21 protein-coding genes are annotated in these 23,019 nt (G+C 67.4%); 11 read left to right on the top strand and 10 right to left on the bottom strand.

Features of this window, described 5'->3' with window-relative positions; genetic code table 11:
* Window positions 1–140: 140 nt before the first annotated feature.
* Window positions 141–1,352, bottom strand: coding sequence for a tyrosine--tRNA ligase (tyrS, locus tag LF63_RS00045; protein ID WP_043098771.1), 1,212 nt, complete (start codon window positions 1,350–1,352; stop codon window positions 141–143).
* Window positions 1,353–1,546: 194 nt separating this feature from the next.
* On the opposite strand from tyrS, the gene LF63_RS00050 reads away from it, so the two are divergent.
* A complete protein-coding gene (locus LF63_RS00050; RefSeq protein ID WP_043098774.1) occupies window positions 1,547–2,992 on the top strand; it encodes an OapA family protein in 1,446 nt (481 codons plus the stop codon).
* 7 nt (window positions 2,993–2,999) lie between these two features.
* A complete protein-coding gene (locus LF63_RS00055) occupies window positions 3,000–4,121 on the top strand; it encodes an anhydro-N-acetylmuramic acid kinase (RefSeq protein WP_043098776.1) in 1,122 nt (373 codons plus the stop codon).
* A 3-nt stretch (window positions 4,122–4,124) separates the two neighbouring features.
* Here LF63_RS00055 and LF63_RS00060 read toward each other — a convergent pair whose 3' ends face one another.
* The 3 genes from LF63_RS00060 to LF63_RS00070 are packed head-to-tail and all read right to left on the bottom strand — an operon-like array spanning window position 4,125 to window position 6,534.
* Entirely contained in the window at window positions 4,125–4,409 is a 285-nt protein-coding gene (locus tag LF63_RS00060) for a hypothetical protein (RefSeq protein ID WP_043098778.1), read from the bottom strand.
* Window positions 4,410–4,456: 47 nt separating this feature from the next.
* The gene (locus LF63_RS00065; RefSeq protein ID WP_043098780.1) at window positions 4,457–5,764 is read right to left on the bottom strand and encodes an AmpG family muropeptide MFS transporter; all 1,308 of its coding nucleotides are present in this window, start codon (window positions 5,762–5,764) and stop codon (window positions 4,457–4,459) included.
* A complete protein-coding gene (locus tag LF63_RS00070; RefSeq protein ID WP_043098782.1) occupies window positions 5,761–6,534 on the bottom strand; it encodes an exodeoxyribonuclease III in 774 nt (257 codons plus the stop codon). The genes LF63_RS00065 and LF63_RS00070 overlap by 4 nt, the downstream gene beginning before the upstream one ends.
* Before the next feature lie 83 nt (window positions 6,535–6,617).
* Between LF63_RS00070 and pyrE the strand changes: the two genes are divergently transcribed.
* Window positions 6,618–7,262 carry an orotate phosphoribosyltransferase gene (gene pyrE, locus LF63_RS00075; RefSeq protein WP_043098784.1) on the top strand — a complete coding sequence of 215 codons (645 nt, stop codon included), beginning with the start codon at window positions 6,618–6,620 and terminating at the stop codon, window positions 7,260–7,262.
* Between the two features lie 78 nt (window positions 7,263–7,340).
* Window positions 7,341–7,994, top strand: coding sequence for a hypothetical protein (locus LF63_RS00080; protein WP_043098786.1), 654 nt, complete (start codon window positions 7,341–7,343; stop codon window positions 7,992–7,994).
* Between the two features lie 57 nt (window positions 7,995–8,051).
* On the opposite strand, the gene LF63_RS16370 is transcribed toward LF63_RS00080, so the two are convergent.
* From LF63_RS16370 to coaBC, 3 genes are read right to left on the bottom strand one after another with little or no spacing between them, the layout of a single operon-like run.
* Window positions 8,052–10,406, bottom strand: coding sequence for a phosphomannomutase/phosphoglucomutase (locus LF63_RS16370; protein WP_043098788.1), 2,355 nt, complete (start codon window positions 10,404–10,406; stop codon window positions 8,052–8,054).
* Between the two features lie 14 nt (window positions 10,407–10,420).
* Entirely contained in the window at window positions 10,421–10,876 is a 456-nt protein-coding gene (dut, locus tag LF63_RS00090; RefSeq protein WP_043098790.1) for a dUTP diphosphatase, read from the bottom strand.
* Window positions 10,873–12,090 (bottom strand): bifunctional phosphopantothenoylcysteine decarboxylase/phosphopantothenate--cysteine ligase CoaBC, encoded by a 1,218-nt coding sequence (gene coaBC / locus LF63_RS00095; RefSeq protein ID WP_043098792.1) that lies wholly within the window; start codon window positions 12,088–12,090, stop codon window positions 10,873–10,875. Before coaBC ends, dut begins: the two co-directional genes overlap by 4 nt.
* A 118-nt stretch (window positions 12,091–12,208) precedes the next feature.
* On the opposite strand from coaBC, the gene radC reads away from it, so the two are divergent.
* The 3 genes from radC (at window position 12,209) to LF63_RS00110 (ending at window position 15,681) form a co-directional block, all read left to right on the top strand.
* Window positions 12,209–12,877 (top strand): RadC family protein, encoded by a 669-nt coding sequence (radC, locus tag LF63_RS00100; RefSeq protein WP_043098794.1) that lies wholly within the window; start codon window positions 12,209–12,211, stop codon window positions 12,875–12,877.
* A 543-nt stretch (window positions 12,878–13,420) separates the two neighbouring features.
* Complete coding sequence (gene argS / locus LF63_RS00105) at window positions 13,421–15,109, top strand: arginine--tRNA ligase (protein WP_043098796.1); 1,689 nt, start codon at window positions 13,421–13,423, stop codon at window positions 15,107–15,109.
* Window positions 15,109–15,681, top strand: coding sequence for an SPOR domain-containing protein (locus LF63_RS00110; RefSeq protein WP_043098797.1), 573 nt, complete (start codon window positions 15,109–15,111; stop codon window positions 15,679–15,681). The genes argS and LF63_RS00110 overlap by 1 nt, the downstream gene beginning before the upstream one ends.
* Before the next feature lie 45 nt (window positions 15,682–15,726).
* Here the strand turns inward: LF63_RS00110 and LF63_RS15035 are convergent, their stop codons facing one another.
* Window positions 15,727–17,118, bottom strand: a complete 1,392-nt coding sequence (locus LF63_RS15035) for an RDD family protein (RefSeq protein ID WP_052394431.1) — start codon at window positions 17,116–17,118, stop codon at window positions 15,727–15,729.
* Between the two features lie 106 nt (window positions 17,119–17,224).
* Here LF63_RS15035 and LF63_RS00120 point away from each other — a divergent pair, with 106 nt between their 5' ends.
* Window positions 17,225–17,974 carry an SDR family NAD(P)-dependent oxidoreductase gene (locus LF63_RS00120; RefSeq protein ID WP_043098798.1) on the top strand — a complete coding sequence of 250 codons (750 nt, stop codon included), beginning with the start codon at window positions 17,225–17,227 and terminating at the stop codon, window positions 17,972–17,974.
* Between the two features lie 16 nt (window positions 17,975–17,990).
* Window positions 17,991–18,710: an HAD family hydrolase gene (locus LF63_RS00125; protein ID WP_221265685.1), complete on the top strand. Its 720-nt coding sequence runs from the start codon at window positions 17,991–17,993 to the stop codon at window positions 18,708–18,710.
* Here LF63_RS00125 and speA read toward each other — a convergent pair.
* Window positions 18,692–20,575, bottom strand: coding sequence for a biosynthetic arginine decarboxylase (speA, locus tag LF63_RS00130; RefSeq protein WP_043098799.1), 1,884 nt, complete (start codon window positions 20,573–20,575; stop codon window positions 18,692–18,694). The two genes, LF63_RS00125 and speA, sit on opposite strands and share 19 nt — an antisense overlap.
* A gap of 118 nt (window positions 20,576–20,693) precedes the next feature.
* Between speA and speE the strand changes: the two genes are divergently transcribed.
* On the top strand, window positions 20,694–21,545 hold the full coding sequence (gene speE, locus LF63_RS00135) for a polyamine aminopropyltransferase (protein WP_043098800.1): 852 nt from the start codon (window positions 20,694–20,696) through the stop codon (window positions 21,543–21,545).
* Window positions 21,546–21,584: 39 nt separating this feature from the next.
* Here speE and LF63_RS00140 read toward each other — a convergent pair whose 3' ends face one another.
* The gene (locus LF63_RS00140) at window positions 21,585–21,782 is read right to left on the bottom strand and encodes a hypothetical protein (RefSeq protein WP_043098801.1); all 198 of its coding nucleotides are present in this window, start codon (window positions 21,780–21,782) and stop codon (window positions 21,585–21,587) included.
* A 189-nt stretch (window positions 21,783–21,971) separates the two neighbouring features.
* Here LF63_RS00140 and LF63_RS00145 point away from each other — a divergent pair, with 189 nt between their 5' ends.
* Window positions 21,972–23,012, top strand: coding sequence for a hypothetical protein (locus LF63_RS00145; RefSeq protein WP_052394434.1), 1,041 nt, complete (start codon window positions 21,972–21,974; stop codon window positions 23,010–23,012).
* Window positions 23,013–23,019: the final 7 nt, after the last annotated feature.

Consider the following 23,019-nt stretch of genomic DNA (forward strand, 5'->3'; position numbering starts at 1 on the left):
TTTCCGTCAACACCCTTTTTCAGGGAAATTTGCATCGCCGGAAACGGGCCGCGAGCCGCCTGTGCATTGGCGAGCCGCGCATCTTAGGGAGGCGTCGCACGAAGCGCAAGCCCTTCGTGCGAAATCGATGAAAAAATTTTTCAGCCGCGCTTGAGCAGCACCCGCGCGAAGTTGCGCTTGCCGATCTGCAGCACGCCTTCGAAGCCCGCCTCGAACACACGTTGCGCATCCTCGACGACATCGCCATCGATGCGCACCGCGCGCTCCTTGAGCTTGCGATTGGCCTCGGAATTGGACTTGGTCAGCCCCGCCGCCGTCAGCAGTGCCGGCAGACGCAGGCCTTCCTCGGGCACGGCGATCTCGTCGAGCGGCAGCAGCGAGGTGTCGCCCTCGCCGCGCACCACGGCATGCCAGCCGGCGATGGCCTGTTCGGCCGCCGCCGCATCGTGGAAGCGCGCCGCCAGTTCACGCGCCAGGCGCAGCTTGGCGTCGCGCGGGTTGAGCTGACCGCTCTCGATATCGCGCTTCATCGTCGCCAACTCGTCCAGCGACACATCGAAGCTCAGCAACTCGAACCAGCGCCACATCAGCTCGTCGCCGATCTTCATGGTCTTGGTGACGATGTCGATCGCCGGCTCGTCGATGCCGATGTAGTTGCCCAGCGACTTGGACATCTTGTTGACGCCGTCCAGACCTTCCAGCAGCGGCATGGTCAGCACCACCTGCGGCGGTTGTCCGTAATGTTCCTGCAGCGCGCGCCCCATCAGCAGATTGAATTTCTGGTCGGTGCCGCCCAACTCGACGTCGGCCTTCAGCGCCACCGAGTCGTAGCCCTGCACCAGCGGATACAGGAATTCATGGATGGCGATGGGCTGCTGCGCCTTGTAGCGTTTGTCGAAATCGTCGCGCTCGAGCATGCGCGCCACGGTGTGCTGCGAAGCCAGGCGAATCATGTCCGCCGCGCTCATGCCGCCGAACCATTCGCTGTTGAAGCGCAGTTCGGTGCGCTTTTTGTCGAGCACCTTGTAGACCTGCGCGGCGTAGGTCTCGGCGTTGGCCTTGACCTGCTCGGGCGTGAGCGGCTTGCGCGTGGCGTTCTTGCCGGTCGGGTCGCCGATCATGCCGGTGAAGTCGCCGATCAGGAAAATCACCTGATGCCCCAGATCCTGGAACTGGCGCATCTTGTTGAGCAGCACCGTGTGACCGACGTGCAGATCCGGCGCGGTCGGGTCGAAACCGGCCTTGATGCGCAGCGGGCGACCTTCCCCGAGACGCTTTTCAAGCTCCTCTTCCTTGATGATCTCGTCGGCGCCGCGGCCGATCAGCGCCAGCGCGCCCTCGATGTCGCTCATGAAAACCTCGTGTCCTGCGGGGGTGGTATGGGCCGTACCGGGAAGCGGCTCGACCTGAATGCAGTTAATTGTGCGTTAACCGAGGTGATGAGCGCAACGCTTTGAAAAAAAAGGCGTTGACGGCGTTTCCCGGCCCTCGTTATCGTAGCCTGTATTCGTACTCCTTTCGGCATACAGGGGCGGGAAACTAGATCATGGCTCGGGGTCCCTCGGTCGCGCATCACGCGCGCCGCCAGGCGATGCGCCGCAAGGCACAGCGCCGGCATCAGCACTTCTATCAACGATACACCCATTGGTCCCTCGGTCCGTCCGATCCGGGACCTCCGCTGCATTGGTCGCGCGAACGCTGGATGCTGGGCGCTGCCGCGGTGCTGCTGGTGGTGCTGTCGGCGCTGATCATGCCGGCGTGGGCGAGCGCGATGAAGCACCGCTCCACGGTGACCACCTACACGGAGATGCCGCTGGACCTGCCCGTGCTGCCGCCGCAGCCGGCGCGCAAGCCGGTGGAGAACTGGCAGGTGATGCGCGTGCAGCCGGGCCAGACGCTATCGGGCCTGTTCGAATCGCACGGACTCGACTACAGCGACCTGAACCTGGCGCTGCAGGCGACCAAGAAGTCAGGCACGCTGCACGACCTGCACCCCGGTGACGAGTTCGCCTACCTGACCGACGCCAACGGCGCGCTGGAAGCCCTGCGCTTCGACGCCGACGGCGGCCATCGCGTCACGCTGCGCTTCGCCAACGGCGAGGTCACGCGCCACGTGCAGGCGCGCGAGCTGGAGCGGCGCGAGCACATCGCGCACGGCGTGATCCAGTCGTCGCTGTTCGGCGCCGCCAGCCAGGCCGGCCTCAGCGAGGCTATGGTGGTGAAGCTGGCCGACGTGTTCAAGTACGACATCGACTTCATCAAGGACATCCGCAGCGGCGACCGCTTCACCGTGGTCTACGACGATGTCTGGCGCGACGGCGCTTACCTGCACGGCGGCGACATCATCGCCGCGGAGTTCTACAACCGCGGCCAGCGCTACACCGCATTCCGCTTCCAGCGCCCGGACGGTACTTTCGGCTACTACAGCGAAGACGGCCGCCCGCTGCAGAAGGCGCTGCTGCGCACGCCGGTGAAGTTCTCGCGCATCTCCTCGCGCTTCAGCCTGGCCCGCAATCATCCGATCCTCGGCTACACCCGCGCGCACAAGGGCGTGGACTACGCCGCGCCGCGCGGCACGCCGATCCATGCCGCCGGCAACGGCGTGATCCGCTACCGCGGCTGGGAGCGCGGCTTCGGCCGCTTCATCCTGATCAAGCACGACGCCAAATACTCGACGGCCTACGCGCACATGTCGCGCTTCGCGCCCGGCCTGCACGTGGGTTCGCGCGTGAGCCAGGGCCAGGTGATCGGCTACGTCGGCATGACCGGCCTGGCGACCGGACCGCATCTGCACTACGAAGTGCGCGTCAACGGCCACCAGGTGAACCCGCTGACGGTGACGATGCCGAAGCCGAAGCCGCTGGAGCCGAAGCTGCTGGCGCAGTTCAAGCAGCAGATGCAGCCGATGCTGGCGCGCATCGATACCCTCGACGCGAATATCCGCCTGGCCAACCGCAGCGACGCCGGCAAGCGCACGCCGCAGACCGACTGACGCGCGCATGTCCGATACCGAAGCCGCGCTGTATGTCGGCCTGATCTCCGGCACCAGCGCGGACGGCATCGACGCCGCGCTGTGCCGTTTCCAACCGCATACCGAGCTGATCCACGCGCGCACGCACCTGTGGCCGGATGCTTTGCGCGAAGACATTCTCGACGTCTCGCAGGGCAACCGCCTGCTCGACCTCGACGCCTACGGCCGTCTCGATGTGGCCATCGGTCAGTGCTTCGCCGAGGCCGTGCAGCGCCTGCTGCAGGAAGCCGACGTGTTGCCCGCCGCCGTGCGCGCCATCGGTTCGCACGGCCAGACGGTGCGTCACCGCATCGGAGGCAAACAACCCTTCACGCTGCAGATCGGCGACCCCAGCGTCATCGCCGAACGCACCAGCATCGACACCGTGGCCGACTTCCGTCGCGCCGACGTCGCCGCCGGCGGTCAGGGTGCGCCACTGATGCCGGCCTTCCATGCCGCGGTGCTCGGCACCGACGCGTACGTGCGCGGCGTGCTGAACCTCGGCGGCATCGCCAATCTCAGCGTGCTGCATCCGGACGGTCGCGTGATCGGCTTCGACACCGGCCCGGCCAACGGCCTGATGGACGCCTGGTGCGCCCAGACCTACCACCAGCCCTTCGATCGCGACGGCGCCATCGCTGCCGGCGGCACGGTCGACGAAGCCCTGCTGGAAGCCTTGCTGAACGATCCGTACTTCGCGCTGCCCGCGCCGAAAAGCACCGGCCGCGAAGTGTTCCATCTGGACTGGCTGCGCGCCCACGGCGACATCGACGCGATGGCGCCGGCCGACGTGCAGGCCACCTTGCTGGAGTTGACCGTGCGCAGCGTGGCCGACGCCGTACGCCGCGAAGCGGCGCAGGCGGACGATCTGATCGTGTGCGGCGGCGGCGTGCACAACCGCGCACTGATGGACGCGCTGGCGAAACGCCTGGCGCCATGCCGGGTCGTCAGCAGCGAAACGCTGGGCGTGGCGCCCGATCATGTCGAATCGATGGGGTTCGCCTGGCTGGCCTACCGTCGACTGCGCGGCGAACCGGGCAATCTGCCCAGCGTGACCGGCGCCGCGGGATTGCGCCTGCTCGGCGCGATCCATGCAGCACCACGGCGCTAAGTCTCAGCCCCCGGAACGGGGCTTGCCCGCCAACTGACCTTCCGGCGCGGCAGCCAGCGCCTCGAGCGCTTCCTCGAACGCGGCCGTCTCCTCGGACTGCCAGGTTCCGGCCAGTTTCGCGATACTACGAAATTCGCGTTCGGCGCCCAGCACCTCGCCGCCCAGGCCCAGGCCGCTACGCATGGCGTGAAGCACCACGTCGTTGATCGACCACTTGCGGTCGCGCGCGATCTCCTTGATGCGCGTCGCCATGGCGTCGTCAATATGGCGTACTACGATGTCCGGCACGTGCGAAACCTCCTCCGCGCAGCATGCCCCCTGTGCGCCCTATTGTGTCAGTTTTGCGACGCCTTGGCAGCCTCGTCGTCGGCCCCGGCGCTGCGATCCAGCGACATGCGCCGTGACAGCCATGCCAGCAACAGCAGCGTCGGCAGCACCGAGAGCGCGCTGAAGATGTAGAAACCCGAGTAGGTCCATCGCTCGACCAGGAAGCCGGAGAAACCGCCGATCAGCTTGCCCGGCAGATTGGCCAGCGAACTGAGCAGGGCGTACTGCGTGGCGGTGAATTCCATGCTGGTCAGCGAGGACAGGAAGGCGACCAGCACCACGCCAGCGAACCCCAGCGTCGAATTGTCGCCGGAAATCGCCGCGATGAACGCCCAGGTCTGGCCCGGATGCTGCGCCATCAGCAGGTACAGCAGATTGGACAGCGCCACGCCCAGCGCGGCGATGTAGAGCGAGCGCTTCAGCCCCAGCCCCGCCACCGACACGCCGCCGAGAAACGCGCCGGCAATGCCGATCCATACGCCGTACACCTTCGAGACCGTGGCGATCTGATCCTTGGTGTAGCCCGTGTCGATGTAGAACGGTCCATTGATCACGCCCAGCATCTGATCCGGCAGCTTGAACAGACCGACGAAAAGCAGCAACGCGATCGCGACGATCGCACCGTGCCGGCGGAAGAAATCGCGGAACGGTTCGACGAAGGAGGCCTGGAAACTGACCCGCTCGCGCACGCGGATCGCGTCCGGTTCGCGCATCGCCAGCGTGGTCAGCAGCGGCGCCAGCAACGAGGCGGCCATCAGCAGATAGGCCACGTGCCAGCTGCTGTACGCGGCGATGTACAGCGCGCCGGCACCGGACAAAATCAGGCCGAAGCGATACCCCAGCGTGTACGTCGCAGCCAGCGCGGCCTGCGCTTCCTGCGGCGCGATCTCGATGCGGTAGGCGTCGATCATGGTGTCCTGCGTGGCGCCGGAGAAACCGGCCAGCATCGCCATGCCCACGAACAGATCCAGCTGCGCGGGGCCGGTGCTCGCCATGCCCACCAGCGCCGCGATCAACACGATCTGCGAGAGCGCCAGCCAACCGCGACGGCGGCCGAGAAAGCCCAGAATGGGCGCCTTCCAGCGATCCAGCAGCGGCGCCCAGAGGAACTTGAACACGTAGAAGAAGCTGACGTAACTGAACAGGCCGATCGCGCCCAACGTCAGGCCGTACTCGCGCAGCCAGATCGAGACCGTGTAGCCGATCAGCAGGAACGGCAGCCCCGAACCGAATCCCAGCAGGCACAGCGTGCCCGCCGACGGCGTGGCGAACGCCTGCATGATGCCGCGCCAGCCACGCGGTTTGGCGGCGGTCATGCGTCGTAGTCCACGGTGAACGGCGCGTGATCGGAGAAGCGTTCGTCGCGATAGATCGAACAGGATTGCAGCCGCTCGCGCAGCGACGGCGTCGCCAGCTGGTAGTCGATGCGCCAGCCGACGTTGTTCTCGCGCGCGCGACCGCGGTTGGACCACCAGGTGTACTCGACCGTGTCCGGCTTCAACGCGCGGAAGGTGTCGACCCAGCCGCGCGTGTCGATCAGGTCGTTCATCCAGTCGCGCTCTTCGGGCAGGCAGCCCGAATTCTTCTGGTTGGACTTCCAGTTCTTGATGTCCAGTTCGCTGCGCACGATGTTCCAGTCACCGCAGACCACGTAGTCGCGGCCGCTGTTCAGCCATTCGTCGAGCACCGGCGCGAACCATTCCATGATGCGGAACTTGTACTGCTGACGCTCGTCGCCGGACGAACCGGACGGAAAGTACAGCGACACCACGCTGAGATTGCCGAAGCGCGCCTCGATGTAGCGGCCCTCGCAGTCGAAGTCCTCGCGGCCCAGCTCGGTGCGAATCTCGTCCGGCTGTTCGCGCGAGTAGATTGCCACGCCGCTGTAGCCCTTCTTGCTGCGCGCATCGTGGAAGCAGTCGTGGTAGCCGTCGCGGGTGAACGCCGGGTCGTCGACCAGCTGATGCGTGCGCGCCTTGGTTTCCTGCAGGCACAAAAAGTCGGCGTCCTGCTGCTCGAACCACTCGAAGAAACCCTTGCGTTCCGCCGAGCGGATGCCGTTGGCGTTGAGACTGATGATGCGCATGCGCGACGTTCCAGTGAAGGTTGCGGCATCATAACAATCTCGCAGGGCCGGCTTCCGGCCCTTTTCGTGCCCGGGAGATGTCCATGCAAGCGCACCAGCGCCAATTCATCGAACTTGCCCTGGATCGGGGCGTGCTGCGCTTCGGCGAGTTCACCCTGAAGTCGGGGCGGATCAGCCCGTATTTCTTCAACCTCGGCCAGATCGCCTCCGGCGCCGCGCTGGGTCAGCTCGGCCGCGCCTACGCCGATGCCGCCGTGGCCTCGCCGCTGGACTTCGACATGCTGTTCGGCCCGGCCTACAAGGGCATTCCGCTGGCGGCGGCGACCGCCATCGCGCTGGCCGATGCGCACGGCCGCGATCTGCCGTTCGCCTACAACCGCAAGGAAGCCAAGGATCACGGCGAAGGCGGCAGCCTGGTCGGTGCGCCGCTGCAGGGCCGCGTGCTGATCGTCGACGACGTGATGACCGCCGGCACCGCCGTGCGCGAGTCGCTGGCGCTGATCCGCGCCCATGGCGCCACGCCGGCCGGCGTGCTGATCGCGCTGGACCGCCAGGAACGCGGCGAAGGAACGCGCTCGGCCGCGCAGGAACTGACCGCGCAGGAAGGCGTGCCCGTGGTTGCCATCGCCGGCTTCGCCGACGTGCTCAGCTACGCCGCGCAGCGCCCCGAACTGGCCGCCGAACGCGAGCGCCTGCAGGCCTACCGCGATCGCTACGGCAGCGACTGAACCCTCGAACAACCTGTGCGCGGCCGCATACAAACCGGCATCACCGCACGGCTATACTCGATCCTCGGAGGATCGTCCATGCACAACACCACATCCCGTCTCGTCCTGATCGGCCTGCTGGCCTGCAGCGCGTCCGCGCTTGCCTGGCAGGCCAAGAATCCGGAGAGCTACCGCTACAGCTGGCGCGACGACAGCGGCCTGCAGCATTTCAGCGACAGCCTCAACAACGAGGCCATCAAGAACGGCTACGACGTCATCAACAGCAGCGGTCTGGTGGTGCGCCACGTACAGCGTCAGCTGAGTCCGGAGGAGCGCAAGGTCGCCGAGGCCGCGCAGGCCAAGGCCGATGCCGCCCAGGCCGCCGCCGAACGTCAGCACGCACAGGACATGCAGATGCTGTCGGCGTATCCCAACGAACAGGTCTTCCGCGACGCCCAGCAAGCCGAGATCAACGAGCTGACCCAGGCGATCCGCACCACGCAGATCAACCTGCACGCGCAGGAACAGAATCTGGCCGATCTGCTGTCGCACGCGGCCGACATCAAGCACGACGGCAAGCCGGTGCCGGCATTTCTCAACCAGCGCATCGACACCCAGCGCAAGGCCGTGACCGAACAGCGCGCCACGCTGGCGCGTCAGCAGCAGGCCAAGGTCGACGCCGAGAAGCACGTCGAAGAACTGCTCGCGCGCTACCGCAAACTGCGCGCCGCCGAGGACGCTCAAACGCCCTGACGCGCGCACCGTCCGCGACGAAGCCGTGCGCTTCGTCGCGGACGAACGGGCGATCCATCAGAACGGCAGCTTCAGCTCCGGATCGACCGCGAGCAGCTGTTCGCGGAAGGTCTGCTGGATGCGCTGCAGCGCCGCCTCGTCGTCGGCGTCGAAACGCAGCACCAGCACCGGCGTGGTGTTGGACGCGCGCACCAGACCCCAGCCGTCCTTCCAGTCCGCGCGCACGCCGTCGATGGTGGTCAGCCGCGCGCCCTCGAATTCGGCCTTCTCGCTGAATTTCTTGATGAAGGCGTAGTGCTCGCCTTCCTGCATGTGAATCTTCAGTTCCGGGGTCGAGACGCCCTTCGGTAGGGTGGCGAAAATCTCCTCGGCGCTACGCTCCTCCAGATCGCCGGCGATCACCTCCAGCAATCGCGCGGCCGCGTAGATGCCGTCGTCGAAACCGAACCAGCGCTCGCGGAAGAAGAAGTGGCCGCTCATCTCGCCGGCCAGCAGCGCCTCGGTCTCGCGCATCTTGGCCTTGATCAGCGAATGCCCGGTGCGCCACATCATCGGGCTGCCGCCGGCGTTGAGGATGTCGCTCTGCAAGTGGCCCGTGCACTTGACGTCGTAGATGATCGTCGCGCCCGGATTGCGCACCAGCACGTCGCGCGCGAACAGCATCAGCAGACGGTCGGGATAGATGATCTCGCCCTCGCGCGTGACCACGCCGAGACGGTCGCCGTCGCCGTCGAAAGCCACGCCCAGATCCGCGCCGGTACTCTTCACCGAAAGGATCAGATCCTCCAGATTGTGCGGATCGGAGGGATCGGGGTGATGGTTGGGGAATTCGCCGTCGACCTCGCAGTACAGCGGCACGACCTGGCAACCGATGGCTTGCAGCACCTGCGGTCCGATAGCGCCGGCGATGCCGTTGCCGGCGTCGACCACGACCTTCAGCGGACGCTCGGCCTGCACGTCGTCGGCGATGCGGTCGATGTATTCGCCAACCACGTCCATGCGCCGCAGCTCACCGCTGCCGCCGCTTTGCAGGCGGTTCTCGGCGATGCGCTCGTACAGATCCTGGATCGCGCCCTCGGACAGCGTCTCGCCGCCGACCACGATCTTGAAGCCGTTGTAGTCCGGCGGATTGTGACTGCCGGTCACGGCGACGCCGGAGCCGGTGTTGAAATGGTAGGCCGCGAAATACACCAGCGGCGTCGGCACCGCGCCAATGTCGATGACGTCGATGCCGGCCTCGCGCAGGCCCTGCGCCAGCGCCTCGGACAGCTCCGGGCCGGACAGACGGCCGTCGCGACCGACGACGATTTCCTTCAGCCCCTTGTCCTGCATCACGCTGCCAATGGCCAGACCGATCAGGCGCGCGACATCGGCATCGATATCGGTACCCACCACGCCACGGATGTCGTAGGCGCGGAAGATGCTGCGGTTGACGGCGCGAGTGGCGGCGGGCGACGCCGCGACGGCGTCTTTCTTCGCCTGTCTACTCGCGGCGGTCGCGGTTTCGGCGGCGTTTTCGTTTTCCACTACATCGGACAAGACAGGTTCCCTTTGCTTCGGCATGGCATACAACTTCATGGAGCGATGGCGGATCCACAACAGGCCTGCTGCTGCGGCCAGGCACAACAATGTCAGAGCGCCGCTGAACATGAGCGAATCCGGCAGCACGATCCACGCTTCGGGCAACGCCGCGATCACCCGCAGACGCGTCCCCGGTATCTGCATCCCCGCATCGCCATCCGGGATACGCGCGCTGGTTCGACCGTGACGGGTAAGCAGCAAGCCGTCGCCACCGTCGCCCAGGCGCAGTTCCAGGCGCCCCATGCCGGGGTCGATCCGGCCCAGCATGTCGCGCACCGGCGCGAACGGAAGCTCGACCCACACATAGCCAAGCGGCGCATCCGTGCTGCCGACCTGTCGCGCCAGGGTGAGCACCGCATGCTGCTTCGTGAAACTGGCCTGCATCAGCGGTTGCGTGCCGTCGCTCTGCGCGGCCAGCAACTGTGCGGCGCGCGAATAGCCGAACTTGTCGTAGTTGGCATGCACCACCTCGTCGAGGCTGGCGCTGAAGAAGGCAATCTGCTCGGCTTCCGGCAGCAGCACCGCCGCGCGCTTGGCCGCCGCTTCGCGGCCGGCCGCATCACCCGACTTCAGGTCGTCGCGCACGCCGCTGTCGTCGGTCATGGCCTGCACCTTGTCGCGGCCGGCGCGCAGCAGGATCGAGAGTTGATCGACCGCCTGCTTTTGCGCGCTGCGCACACGATCGACCTCGCCGCTCTTGCCGGCGATGAGCCAGGTCTGCCAGCCGCAGAACGCCGCTGCCGCAATCAGCACGGTCGCCGCGGCCAGCTGCCAAAGGCGCTGCAACAGCTGCTTGAGCGCATCCATCTGCAGGTTTGCACTCTTGTTCATCTACCTCTCCCGGCTCAGCTCACGCCCGTGGAACCGAATCCGCCACCCCCGCGACGACTCGGATCGAATGCCTCGACCACGCGCCATCTAGCCTGCGCGACCGGCATGAACATCAACTGCGCGATGCGGTCGCCCGGTTGCATGGTGAACGCTTGTGCGCCCCGATTCCAGCACGAGATCATCAACGGCCCCTGGTAGTCGGCGTCGATCAGGCCGGTCAGGTTGCCCAGCACGAGGCCGTGCTTGTGGCCCAGTCCGGAGCGCGGCAGGATCAGCGCGCACCAGCGCGGATCGCCGATGTGGATGGCCAGACCGCTCGGTACCAGTGCGGTTTCGCCCGGCTCCAACGTCAGCGGCTCGTCGATCGCAGCGCGCAGGTCCATACCCGCGCTGCCCTCGGTGGCGTAGGCGGGCAGCGGAATGTCCTTGCCCAGCCGGGGGTCGAGAATCTTCAGTTCTACGTCGATCATGCGTTCGGCGATGGTCGTTGGGCGTGGAATTGTGCAGCGATGCGGGCGATCAGGGCCTGCGCCAGTTCACGCTTGTCGCAGCGCGGCAGCGTTTCGCTACCCTGTCGGTCGATCAGGGTCAGGGCGTTGTCCTCGGCCTCGAAGCCCAGGCCGCCGCCGACCTGGTTGGCGGCGATCATGTCGAGCTTCTTGCGTTCGAGCTTGTCGCGTGCGTAGGTCTCCACGTCGCGGGTCTCGGCGGCGAAACCGACCAGGAACGGCGATGCGTCGAGCGCGGCGACCGCGGCGAGGATGTCCGGATTTTCCGCCAGTTCCAGCGTCAGCGGCGCACCATCGCGCTTCTTCATCTTGTGCTCGGCGACGCCCTTCGGGCGGTAGTCGCCCACTGCCGCCGCCGCGATGTAGATGTCGCTGGCGCGCGCTTCGGTCAACACGGCGTCGTACATCTGCTGCGCGCTGCGCACGTCGATGCGGCGCGCCACGCCGGCCGGCGTATCCAGGCACACCGGCCCGGACACCAGACAGACCTCCGCACCGGCGGCCGCGGCCGCGGCCGCCACGGCGTAGCCCATGCGGCCGGAACTGCGGTTGCCCAGATAACGCACCGGATCGATGTCCTCGAAGGTCGGTCCGGCGCTGATCAGTACCCGCACGCCGCGCAGCGGGCCGTCGTTGAAGCTGGCCGCCAGCGCATCGCGCAACTCGGCGGCTTCGAGCATGCGCCCGGCGCCGACCTCGCCGCAGGCCTGATCGCCTCGACCCGGGCCGTGCACCTGTACGCCGCGCGCGCGCAGGATGCCCATATTCGCCTGCACGGCGGGATGCGCCCACATCTGCTGGTTCATCGCCGGCGCCACGTGCAGCGGCGCGGCGCTGGCCAGGCACACGGTGCTGAGCAGATCGTCGGCCATGCCGTGCGCCAGACGCGCCAGCGTGTCGGCCGAAGCGGGCGCGATCAGGATGCGGTCGGCCCAGCGCGCCAGCTCGATGTGACCCATCGCGGCTTCGGCCTGTTCATCCCACAGACTGGTGCGCACCGGCTGGCCGGACAGCGCCTGGAACGTGGTGGCGGTGACGAAATGTTCCGCGCCTTCGGTCATCACCACGCGCACCTCGGCGCCGGCCTCGCGCAGGCGGCGAACCAGCTCGCAGGCCTTGTAGGCGGCGATGCCGCCGGACACGCCGAGAAGGAGGCGACGTTGGGCCAGACTCATGTCGGAACTCGCTGACAGACAAGCAAGCCCGTAGCTTACCGGATTCGCCCGCGTACGCTGCTGTCCGTCGTGCACCGTCCTTGGCACGCTGCGCATTCGATTCCGCAACGGAGTACCTATGGCAATCGCCGACTGGCCGCGCAGCGAACAACCCCGCGAACGCCTGCTGACCCGCGGCGCCGCCGCGCTCAGCGACGCCGAACTCCTGGCCGTGCTGCTGGGCAGCGGCGTGCGCGGCAAGGACGCCGTGGCCCTGGGACGCGAGCTGCTGCAGAGCGGCGGCGGGCTGGCTTCGCTGATGGCCGGCACCGAACCGCCGCGGATGTCCGGCCTCGGGCCGGCCAAGCACGCACGCCTGTGCGCGAGCCTGGAACTGGCGCGGCGCGCGCTGGGCGAGGAACTCGAACGCGGCGCGCCGCTACTCGACCCGGTCGACAGCGCGGCCTACCTGAAAGCGCGTCTGCGCGACCACCCGCACGAGGTGTTCGCCTGCCTGTATCTGGACAACCGGCACCGCGTGCTCGGCTTCGAGGAGCTGTTCCGCGGCACCATCGACGGTGCCAGCGTGCATCCTCGCGAAGTCGTGCGCGCCTGCATGCGGCACAACGCGGCGGCCGTGATCTTCGCCCACAACCACCCCTCGGGCGTGGCCGAGCCGAGCGCCGCCGACCGCACGCTCACCCTGCAACTGCGCGAAGCGCTGCAGATGATCGACGTGCGCGTGCTGGACCATCTGGTCGTCGGTAGCGGCCTGCCGGTGTCGATGGCGGCGCGCGGCCTGATCTGAGCCCCGGGGCCCGGACGACACGCAAAAAAAAAGCGCGGCCGGAGCCGCGCACAGACTTCGTCGCGAGTTCTTTGGAGGAGATCAGCGACCACCGTCCCGATCAGCGGGGGAGTTGCGCCACGGGCAAGTGCGAAAGCGCTGGGACGGGCGTCCCGACCCGCTCCAGCGCCGACGGCAGTGTGCCGCGAGCGCATGACTGGCGTATGACATCCCGAGGCGGGCGAAAACGCTTTCTCGCCCCTCCGCCACACACTTATGCACAATTTCACAAAACGGTCACTTAGAACTTCAAGCTGACCGAAAGTGCAAGGAAAAATCAATAAATACATGTTTTAAATGATCTTTTTTGATCTTCATCCTGATGAACCGAGCGTGAAGTCCAGACGCCACAGCGAACGCTCCGCCTTGCCCACAGAGTTATCCACAGGCCTGTACACGCCCCGAAATCGACCGCAAAAGGTCAGTCCGCACGCCGACTTGCGGATGTTCGCGCGGCCTGCGGGCTGCTAGCATGGCGGCTTCCCGCAATCACCGAACCCGACCGTGAAACAGCAGCTCCACGACCTGGTGTTGCAGGCCTTTGCCGTCCTGCAGCATGCCGCCACGCTACCCGCCGACCTGGAAACGCCCGATTTCGTGATCGAGCGCGCGCGCAGCCGCGAACATGGCGATTTCGCCACCAACGCAGCCATGCTGCTGGCGCGCCCGGTGCGCCGCAATCCGCGCGAACTGGCGCAGGCGCTGGTCGCCGCGCTGCCGGAAAACGCGCTGGTCGACCGCGTGGAGATCGCCGGACCGGGCTTCATCAACTTCTTCCTCAGCCCGGCCGCCTACCACGCCGAGATCGGCCAGGTGCTGGACCGCGGCGCGCACTACGGCCACAACGGCGCGGGCAACGGTCAGGTGGTCGGCGTGGAGTTCGTCTCCGCCAACCCGACCGGACCGCTGCACGTCGGCCATGGCCGCGGCGGCGCACTGGGCGACTGCATTGCGCGCCTGCTCCACGCCAGCGGCTGGGACGTCAAGCGCGAGTTCTACTACAACGACGCCGGCGTGCAGATCCAGAACCTGGCCATCTCCACCCAGGCGCGCTGCCGCGGCCTGGCGCCGGGTGACGACGGCTGGCCCGAGGACGGCTACCGCGGCGAGTACATCGCCGACGTGGCGCGCGCCTATCTGGCCGGCGAGTCGGTCGCGGCCGACGACCGCACCGTGACCGGCGCGCGCGACCCGGAGAACCTCGACGCCATCCGCGACTTCGCCGTGGCCTACCTGCGTCACGAGCAGGATCTGGACCTGAAGGCTTTCGGCATCCACTTCGACGTCTACTTCCTCGAATCCTCGCTGTACGAAGGCGGCCAGGTCGAGGAGACGGTGCGCGAGCTCGAAGCGCACGGCCACACCTACGAGGAAGGCGGCGCGCTGTGGCTGAAGACCACGGACTTCGGCGACGACAAGGACCGCGTCATGCGCAAGTCCGACGGCACCTACACCTATTTCGTGCCGGACGTGGCCTACCACCGCAGCAAGTGGCAGCGCGGCTACACCCGCGCCATCACCGAGCTGGGCGCCGATCACCACGGCTCGCTGGCGCGCGTGAAGGCGGGCCTGCAGGCGCTCGACGCCGGCATTCCGAAGGGTTACCCGGACTACGTGCTGCACCAGATGGTCACGGTGATGAAGGGTGGCGAGGAGATGAAGATCTCCAAGCGCGCCGGCAGCTACGTGACCCTGCGCGACCTGATCGACGAAGTCGGCCGCGATGCCACGCGCTACTTCCTGATCTCGCGCAAGGGCGATTCGCACCTGACCTTCGACATCGACCTGGCGCGTTCGCAGTCCAACGACAACCCGGTCTACTACATCCAGTACGCCCATGCTCGCGTATGCAGCGTGCTGCGCCAGTGCAAGGAAAAAGGCCTGGCGTTCGATCCCGGCGAAGGCCGCAAGCATCTGGCACGCCTGGACAACGAACACGAGCAGGCGCTGATGACCGAGCTCTCGCGCTATCCGGAGATCGTCGAGTCGGCGGCTTCCACGCTCGAACCGCACCTGCTGGCGAACTGGCTGCGCGAACTGGCGCAGGCGTTCCACACGTACTACAACTCGCACCAGTTCCTGGTCGACGACGACGACCTGCGCCAGGCGCGCCTGACCCTGGTCACGGCGACCCGTCAGGTGCTCGTGAACGGACTGGACCTTTTGGGCCTCGATGCCCCGGAGAGCATGTAATGGCAGCACGCAAGAGCAAGCAGGCCGTGCGCAACGGCGGTTTCCCGGCCTGGGGCTGGGTTCTGATCGGCCTGATCGTCGGCGCCATCCTGATGGCCATGGCCACTCGCGGCGGCTGGCTGCCGATGGGCCGCAAGCACGACGGCCCGCAGCCCAACCCGAACGCGACCGTGCCGCGCGACAGCGAACCAGGCGTGGCCGACCAGACCGGCGTCAAGAAGAAAGCCAAGTACGACTTCTATTCGGTGCTGCCGGAGAAGGAAGTCATCATTCCCGATGCCGAGATCAGCCGCCAGGCCAAGGCCGAGGCCCAACCCGGCACGCCGGCACCCGCCGACAGCGGCGGCTACCTGCTGCAGGTCGGCTCGTTCCCGAACGCGGCCGACGCCGAATCGATGAAGGCCAAGCTGGCCTTGCAGGGCTTCGTCGCCGACGTCAAACCGGTGACCATCGACGGCCAGACCTGGAACCGCGTGCGCCTCGGGCCCTACGCCTCGGCCGCGAAGCTGGAAGCCGCCAAGCAGCGCCTGGCCTCGGCCGGCATCAAGGCCATCGCGCTGAAGGAACACTGATCGCCACCGCGCCGCGCGGCTTCGAGCCACGCGGCGCGATGCGCTTCAGCGACAGGATCGCGGCAGGTACTTGCGCGGCAGATCCGGACTCAGGCATTTCCACACCACCACGCCGTGACTCAGCTCCGGCGTGTACAGCAGATGCCGGTCGCGCACGACCGACGCGGCATGCTCGCCGTAACGCACCGTCACGTCGCCGTAATCAACCTTGACCTCGGCCACGTAGCGTCCGGTGATGCTGGTCGGCGCGGGCAGACCCAGCGTCGCGTTGTCCTCCGGCGGGCGATCCTTGTCGCGCATGAAGCGGGCCACGGCCTCGCGCGGCGCAAACGCCAAGTTCGCGCCTTCAGCCACTTGCGAGCGAACCACGTACTGCTGATAGGCCGGTATCGCGATCGCGGCGAGAATACTGAGCGGCACCAGACTCACGCCGACCACGATCAGGCCGATCGCCCAGCCCGGCAGACCGGTGCGCGGCAGCGGCGGCGCGCCCGGATCGGCGCGCCAGGCGGCCAGCGGCGTCTTGCGCACCACCAGGCAACCGGCCAGCACGTCGTGCAGGGCCTGCTTGCGCTCGGTGAAGCCGGCCATCACGTAGCCCATGCACAAGATCAGTCCCGAGAACAGCTTGCCGACGAAACGCCCGAGCGCACGCCAGAAACCGATGCGTCGTCCGCACTCGTCGGTCACGCGCAGGCCCAGCGCCAGCTTGCCCGGCGTCGCCTGCAGCGGCGAAGACTCGAACAACGCGAAATAAACCAGCATCAGCAGGAAATTCGTCGCATACACGCTGAACAGCGTCGCCCCGACCTGTTCCGGACGCCCGCCGAGAGGAATCATCAGCACGACATCGACAATGCTCAACGGCACCCACAGCGCCAGCGTGTCGATCAGATAGGCCAGGAAGCGCAGCCAGAAACCGGCATGCAGGCCCGGGTATTCAAACTTCGTCGGCAGCAACTGCAAGGGCGCGTCCGACGCCGCGGCGGCCGGTGCCGACGCCGGCATCTCGCGCGGTGCCATCGGCGCGGGCGCGCCCGGTGCCGGCATCCACTCGCGCAGCGAGCGCCACTGCTGCGCATCCTGCGCACAGGCCTGCGTGTCGGCGGCGAGTTGCCCGGCGGCGAGCGCATGGCGGACATAGGCCACGCTCAGCGGCCCGCGTGTGCCCTGGCGCATGCGCACCCACAGACGGGGCGCGTCGCCTTCCTCCAGCATCACGGCCTCGGCGCCGCATGAGGTCAGCGCCTCCAGCTGCCGTTCCGCCGCCTCGCGCGGCACGGCCTTCAAGGTGACTGGCACTCGCGCCAGCACGCGCTCGCTGAACGCGATGGCGTCCAGCTTCAGCAGCTGCGCCACCCGCTCCCACACCGACGGCGCATCGCGCCCGGACTGCACCTGACCGGTCACGGTCACCGAATACATGGCTTCGGTCATGATTCCCCCAACGATCCCCCGATGTGCCCGATTCTAGACCACACGAACGCGAAACCGTGCACATGCCGCGACACGCGATTCGCCGCGGAACCGTTACACTGATCGGATGACGAAAACAGCCATGGTGACCGGAGCCACTTCCGGATTCGGCGCAGCCATCGCCGAGCGACTGGTCAAGGACGGATGGCGCGTGGTGATCTGCGGCCGACGCGAGGAGCGGCTGCAGACAATGGTCGACCGCCTCGGCGCCGACAAGGCGCATGCAGCCGCCTTCGACATCCGCGACGCGGAAGCGATGTCAGAGGCGCTCGATGCGCTGCCCGCCGCCTTCGCCGACATCGACCTGCTGGTCAACAACGCCGGCCTGGCGCTGGGCACCGAACCGGCGCAGTTCGCCGACCTGGACGAATGGCGGCAGATGATCGACACCAACGTCACCGCGCTGGTGACGCTGACGCATGCGCTGCTGCCGGCGCTGATCGAACGCCGCGGCGCGATCGTCAACATCAGCTCGATCTCGGGCAGCTATCCGTACAAGGGTGGCAACGTCTACGGCGGCACCAAGGCCTTCGTCACGCAGTTCTCGCTGGGCCTGCGCACCGATCTGCACGGCACCGGCGTGCGCGTGACCTCGGTCGAGCCGGGCATGGCCGAAACCGAATTCACCCTGGTCCGCACCGGTGGCGATCAGGCCGCCTCGGACAAGCTGTACACGGGCGCGCATCCGATCACGGCCGAGGACATCGCCGAGACCGTCGCCTGGATCGCCCACCTGCCGCCGCACCTCAACGTCAACCGCATCGAGGTGATGCCGACCAGCCAGTCGGCCGCGGGGCTGCAGGTGCATCGGGACTGATCCGCGACATATGCCCGTGCCCGACCATCGACCGCACCCCGGTGACGGACACGCGGCCGGCGAACCGTTCCAGTTGCTCATTCTCGACTGCGACGGCGTACTCGTAGACAGCGAGCGGATCACCAACCGCGTGTTCGCCGAGATGCTCGGCGAACTGGGCCTGAGCCTGTCGCTGGCCGACATGTTCGAGTACTTCGTCGGCCTGACGATGACGCAATGCCTGGAACGCATCACGGACTTGCTGGGCCATCCCGCACCGCCCGGTTTCGTCGCCGCCTACGATCGACGCACCCGCGCCGCACTGGAACGCGAAGTCCAGCCGGTCCCGGGCATCGTCGAAGCCCTGGATCGGATCACACTGCCCTGCTGCGTGGCCTCCAACGGCGAACAGGCGAAGATGCGCGCCACATTGGGCGCCACCGGCCTCTGGCCGCGTTTCCGTGGCCGGACCTTCAGCGCCGAGGACGTGCCGCGCCCGAAACCGGCGCCGGACGTGTACCTGCTCGCCGCCGAACGCAGCGACACCGATCCGGCCGATTGCCTGGTGATCGAGGACACGCCGACGGGTGTCGCCGCGGCCGTGGCGGCAGGCATGACGGTGTTCGGCTACGCCGCGAGCATGCCGTCGCATCGATTACTGGCGGCGGGCGCGCACGCGGTGTTCGAGGACATGCGCGAGTTGCCCGCGCGCATCGCGGCCGGCAAGCCGGCCTCGTCTCAGACCTCTTCGAGGTAGGTGTACCCGGTCAGCCCCGCTTCCAGCGTCGCGCGCAGGGACTCGGCCTCCGCGCCCTCGATGCCGGCGGCCTGCAGCTTTTCCGCATACGCCGCGCGCAGATCGTCCAGCGCGTAGCCGACGTAGTCGAGCATCAGGTCGGCGGTGTCGCCGCGGCGCACGTGGTCGAAGCGGAAACCGTAGCCGTCGCAGCGCACGTTGACCGCATCGGTGTCGCCGAACAGGTTGTGGATGTCGCCCAGGGTCTCCTGGTACGCGCCGACCATGAAGATGCCCAGACGATAGGACTCGCCTTCGCGCACCTCGTGCAGCGGCAGGCTCACGTCCACGCCCTCGGCGTCGACGTAGGCGTCGATGCGGCCGTCGGAATCGCAGGTCATGTCGACCAGCACGCCACGTCGCGTCGGCGCCTCGTCCAGGCGCGCGATCGGCGCAATCGGGAACACCTGGTCGATGGCCCACACGTCGGGCACCGACTCGAACACCGAGAAGTTGCCGAAGTACTTGTCGACCAGCTTCTCGTCCAGCTCGTCCAGCGCCTGCCGGTGCGCGCGTTCGCCGGGCATCAGGCGCGGGCGCACGGCGCCGACGATGGCGTAGTACAAATCATCCAGACGCGCGCGGTCGGCCAGGTCCAGCTGACCCAGCGCGTACAGCGTCTGGCCTTCGGCGAGATGGTGCTGGGCCTCATGGAACAGCTCCAGCGGCGGGCGCTCGTCGAGGGCCGCATGCACGTCGCGCAGATGGCGCAATACCGCCGGCTCGTTCTCGTGCGGCGGGTCGACTCGACCTTCCGGCACGCGCTCGACCTCGCTGACGTTGACCACCAGCACGGCGTGATGCGCGGTCATCGCGCGGCCGGCCTCGGTGACCAGCCGCGGCTTGTTGATGCCCTCGGCGATGCAGGCCTCGGCCAGCGGCTGCACCAGGCTCGCCGCGTACTGCTCCATCGAGTAGTTGATCGAATTGAAGCTGCGCGAGCGCGTGCCCTCGTAGTCCACACCCAGACCGCCGCCGGCGTCCATGATGGTGATCGGCACCTGCCGCTTGCGCAGTTCGATGTAGTAGCGCACCGCCTCGCGCATGCCGGTGGCGATGTCGCGCACGTTGGAGATCTGCGAACCCATGTGGAAATGCAGCAGACGCAGGGTGTGCTTCAGGCCCGCGTCCTCCAATCGCTTGACCAGCGCCAGCAGCTGGCGCGGACCGAGGCCGAACTTGCCCTTGTCGCCGCCGGTGTTCTGCCACTTGCCGGCGCCGATCGAGGCCAGCCGCACGCGCACGCCGAGCAGCGGCTCGACGCCCAGCGCCTTCGATTCGGCGATCACGTAGTCGAGCTCGGACGGCTTCTCGATGACGATGTGCACGCGCAGGCCCATCTTGATGCCGATCAGCGCCAGGCGGACGTACTCGCGGTCCTTGTAGCCGTTGCACACCACCAGGCTGTCCGCACGCGCCAGACCGAGCACCGCCATCAGCTCCGGCTTGGAGCCGGCCTCCAGACCGAAGCCCTTGTCGCCCACGCGCGCCAGCTCGCCGGCGACGCCGCGCTGCTGGTTGACCTTGATCGGGTACACGGCGGTGTAGCCGCCGGTGTATTCGTGCGCTTCCATCGCCTGCTCGAAAGCGTTCTGCAGACGATGCAGGCGGTCGGCGAGAATGTCCGGAAAACGCACCAGCAGCGGCATGCGCAGACCCTGCGCGCGCGCCTTCTCGACCACCTCGGGCAGCGACAGCAACGGCCCATCGACGCCCTGCGGGCGCACCGTCACCGCGCCGTCGTCGCCGACGTCGAAATAACCCGCGCTCCAGTTCGGGATCGACCAGGTACGGCGCGCGCGCTCGATGTTCCAGTCCGTGCCCATCGTTGCCGTACTCCGCGAAAAGCCTGAAACGACGTAGTGTAGTGCAGCATGTGCGGATGCGGACAAGCCGCTACAATGTGCGGTCCGTCCGCGTCCCCCATGACTTCAAGGAACCGTCATGTCGCAACCCAGCTGGTTCACCGAGGCCCACGAGGCTTCCGGCTCGTCCATCGGTTTTCGCACCGAGGGGCTTTTGCACGCGGAGAAGACTCCGTTCCAGAGCATCGAGATCCACAAGACCACCGATTGGGGCAACCTGATGGTGATCGACGGCTGCGTCATGCTGACCTCGCGCGACAACTTTCTGTACCACGAGATGATGACGCACCCGGCGCTGTTCACGCATGCGCTGGCCAAGCGCGTGGTCATCATCGGCGGCGGCGACTGCGGCACGCTGCGCGAGGTGCTCAAGCACGAGGAAGTCGAGCACGTCACCCAGGTCGACATCGACGAGCGCGTCACGCGCCTGGCCGAGGAATACTTCCCGGAACTGTGCGACTCCAACGACGATCCGCGCGCCGAACTGCTGTTCGACGACGGCATCAAGTACATGGCCGAGCTGGAACCGGGCAGCGTGGATCTGGTGATCGTCGATTCCACCGACCCGGTCGGTCCGGCCGAGGGCCTGTTCAACGCCGACTTCTACGCCAGCTGCTTCAAAGCGCTGCGTCATGGCGGCCTGCTGGTGCAGCAGTCCGAATCGCCGCTGGCGCATCTGGACCTGATCAAGGCCATGCGCGGCGCGATGCGCACCGCCGGTTTCAACGCGCTGAAGACGCTGCCGTTCCCGCAGCCGTGCTATCCGACCGGCTGGTGGAGCTGCACGATGGCGCGCAAGGGCGGCGACCTGTCGGGCTTCCGCGAGCGCGGCGCCGCGACCAAGACCTTCGCCACGCGTTACTACAACGTCGACATGCACAAGGCCGCGCTGGCGCAGCCGGAATTCATGCGCCAGGCGTTCGGCGAGTGACGCACGCGGGCGGCGCCGTGCGCCGTCCGTCGCATGCGATCAGAACAAGGTCTGCCGTTGCCTCGGCAGCAGCACCAGGATCAGGGTGGCGACCGGCCCCAGCAGCAGGGACCACAGGAACCAGCCGAGACCGCTGCGATTCTTGCCCTGCGCCAGACCGGCATTGATCAACGCCAGCGTGCCCCAGCCGACGAAATACGGGGCGCCGTGGGAGGCAAGGGTCGCGACATCATCCATTGCTGTTCTCCGCAATTTTGGAAAGGGGCGCGCCGGATCGACTCGCGCGCGCACGAACCGGCATGAAACATCCAGCGGCACTCTAGCAACGATGACGTTACCGCGACGTTTGCCCGCGTCGCGCGACTCAGCCGCTCTTCATCATCGACGGGTAAGGTGGAGCGGATGCTCTCGCCAAGGAGAACACTCATGACATGGCGCACCACCCTAGCCCCCCTGTTCGCGGCCCTGCTCGGCCTGGCCGTGCTGCCCGCGCACGCCGACCCGGCCGCGCAGCAGCTCAAGGCGCGTCGGCAGTTCCAGCACGACCTGGTGTCCGTGCTGGCCCTGCGCGCCGAACCGAAGCCGTTGCTCGGCGCCGCGCTGCTGGCGCGCGCCGGCGACATCGATCACGGCGGGCCGCTCGATTTCCATCACCTCATCACCCGCGCCGCCAAGGCCGAAGGCGCGGGTCCGGCGGAAAACTGGGTGCGTCTGAGCGACTGCGACGCCGAGGCCGACAACTGCCCCAATCCCGACGCGCTGAGCGCACTGAGCGCGCAGGCGCCCGACAATGCCGCCGTGTGGCTGCTGCGCATGGGACAGGCCGCCCATGACGGCCACGCCAAGGACACCGAGACGGCGCTGCAGAAGGCCGCCGAGGCCAGTCAGTACGACGATTACACCGGCCAGAGCCTGCAGGCACTGGCCATCGCCGTGATGCAACTGCCGCCCCCGCCCGCCACCTTGTCCGGACAGGGCAGCCAGCGCGCCCAGGTCGCCGACCTGCAGATGGCGCTGGTCTACGGCATCGGCGACGCGCAGCCGCTGCCGGGCTTCCACCTGGCCGCCGCGCAATGCCTGCCCAAGGTGGTCAAGGAACAGCCGGATCGCCGCGCGACCTGCCTGAAGCTGGCGCACGTGCTGGTCTGGGGCAGCAGCCCGCTGGCGCGCTCGCTGGGCCTGCACCTGCAGTCCACGCTGGCCGCGGACGACGCCACGCGGCAGAAGGCCGATGCCGCCATGCGCGACCTGACCTGGCAGGTGCAGCACTTCGGCCAGCTCGAAGCGCGCGCCCGCACCGACCCCGAACTGGCGCAGCGCATGCTGATGCTGGCGCGCCAGGGCGGCACCCAGATGAGCCTGATGCAGGCCGCCCTGCGCGGCGCGGACGTGCCGCTGGAAGCGCCGTCCGGCTGGTCGCCGCGCACCACGCCGACCGAGACTCCGCAAACCTCCGACGCACCCTGACTTGCGC

It is taken from the genome of Oleiagrimonas soli, assembly GCF_000761445.1.
Classification (GTDB): Bacteria; Pseudomonadota; Gammaproteobacteria; order Xanthomonadales; family Rhodanobacteraceae; genus Oleiagrimonas; species Oleiagrimonas soli.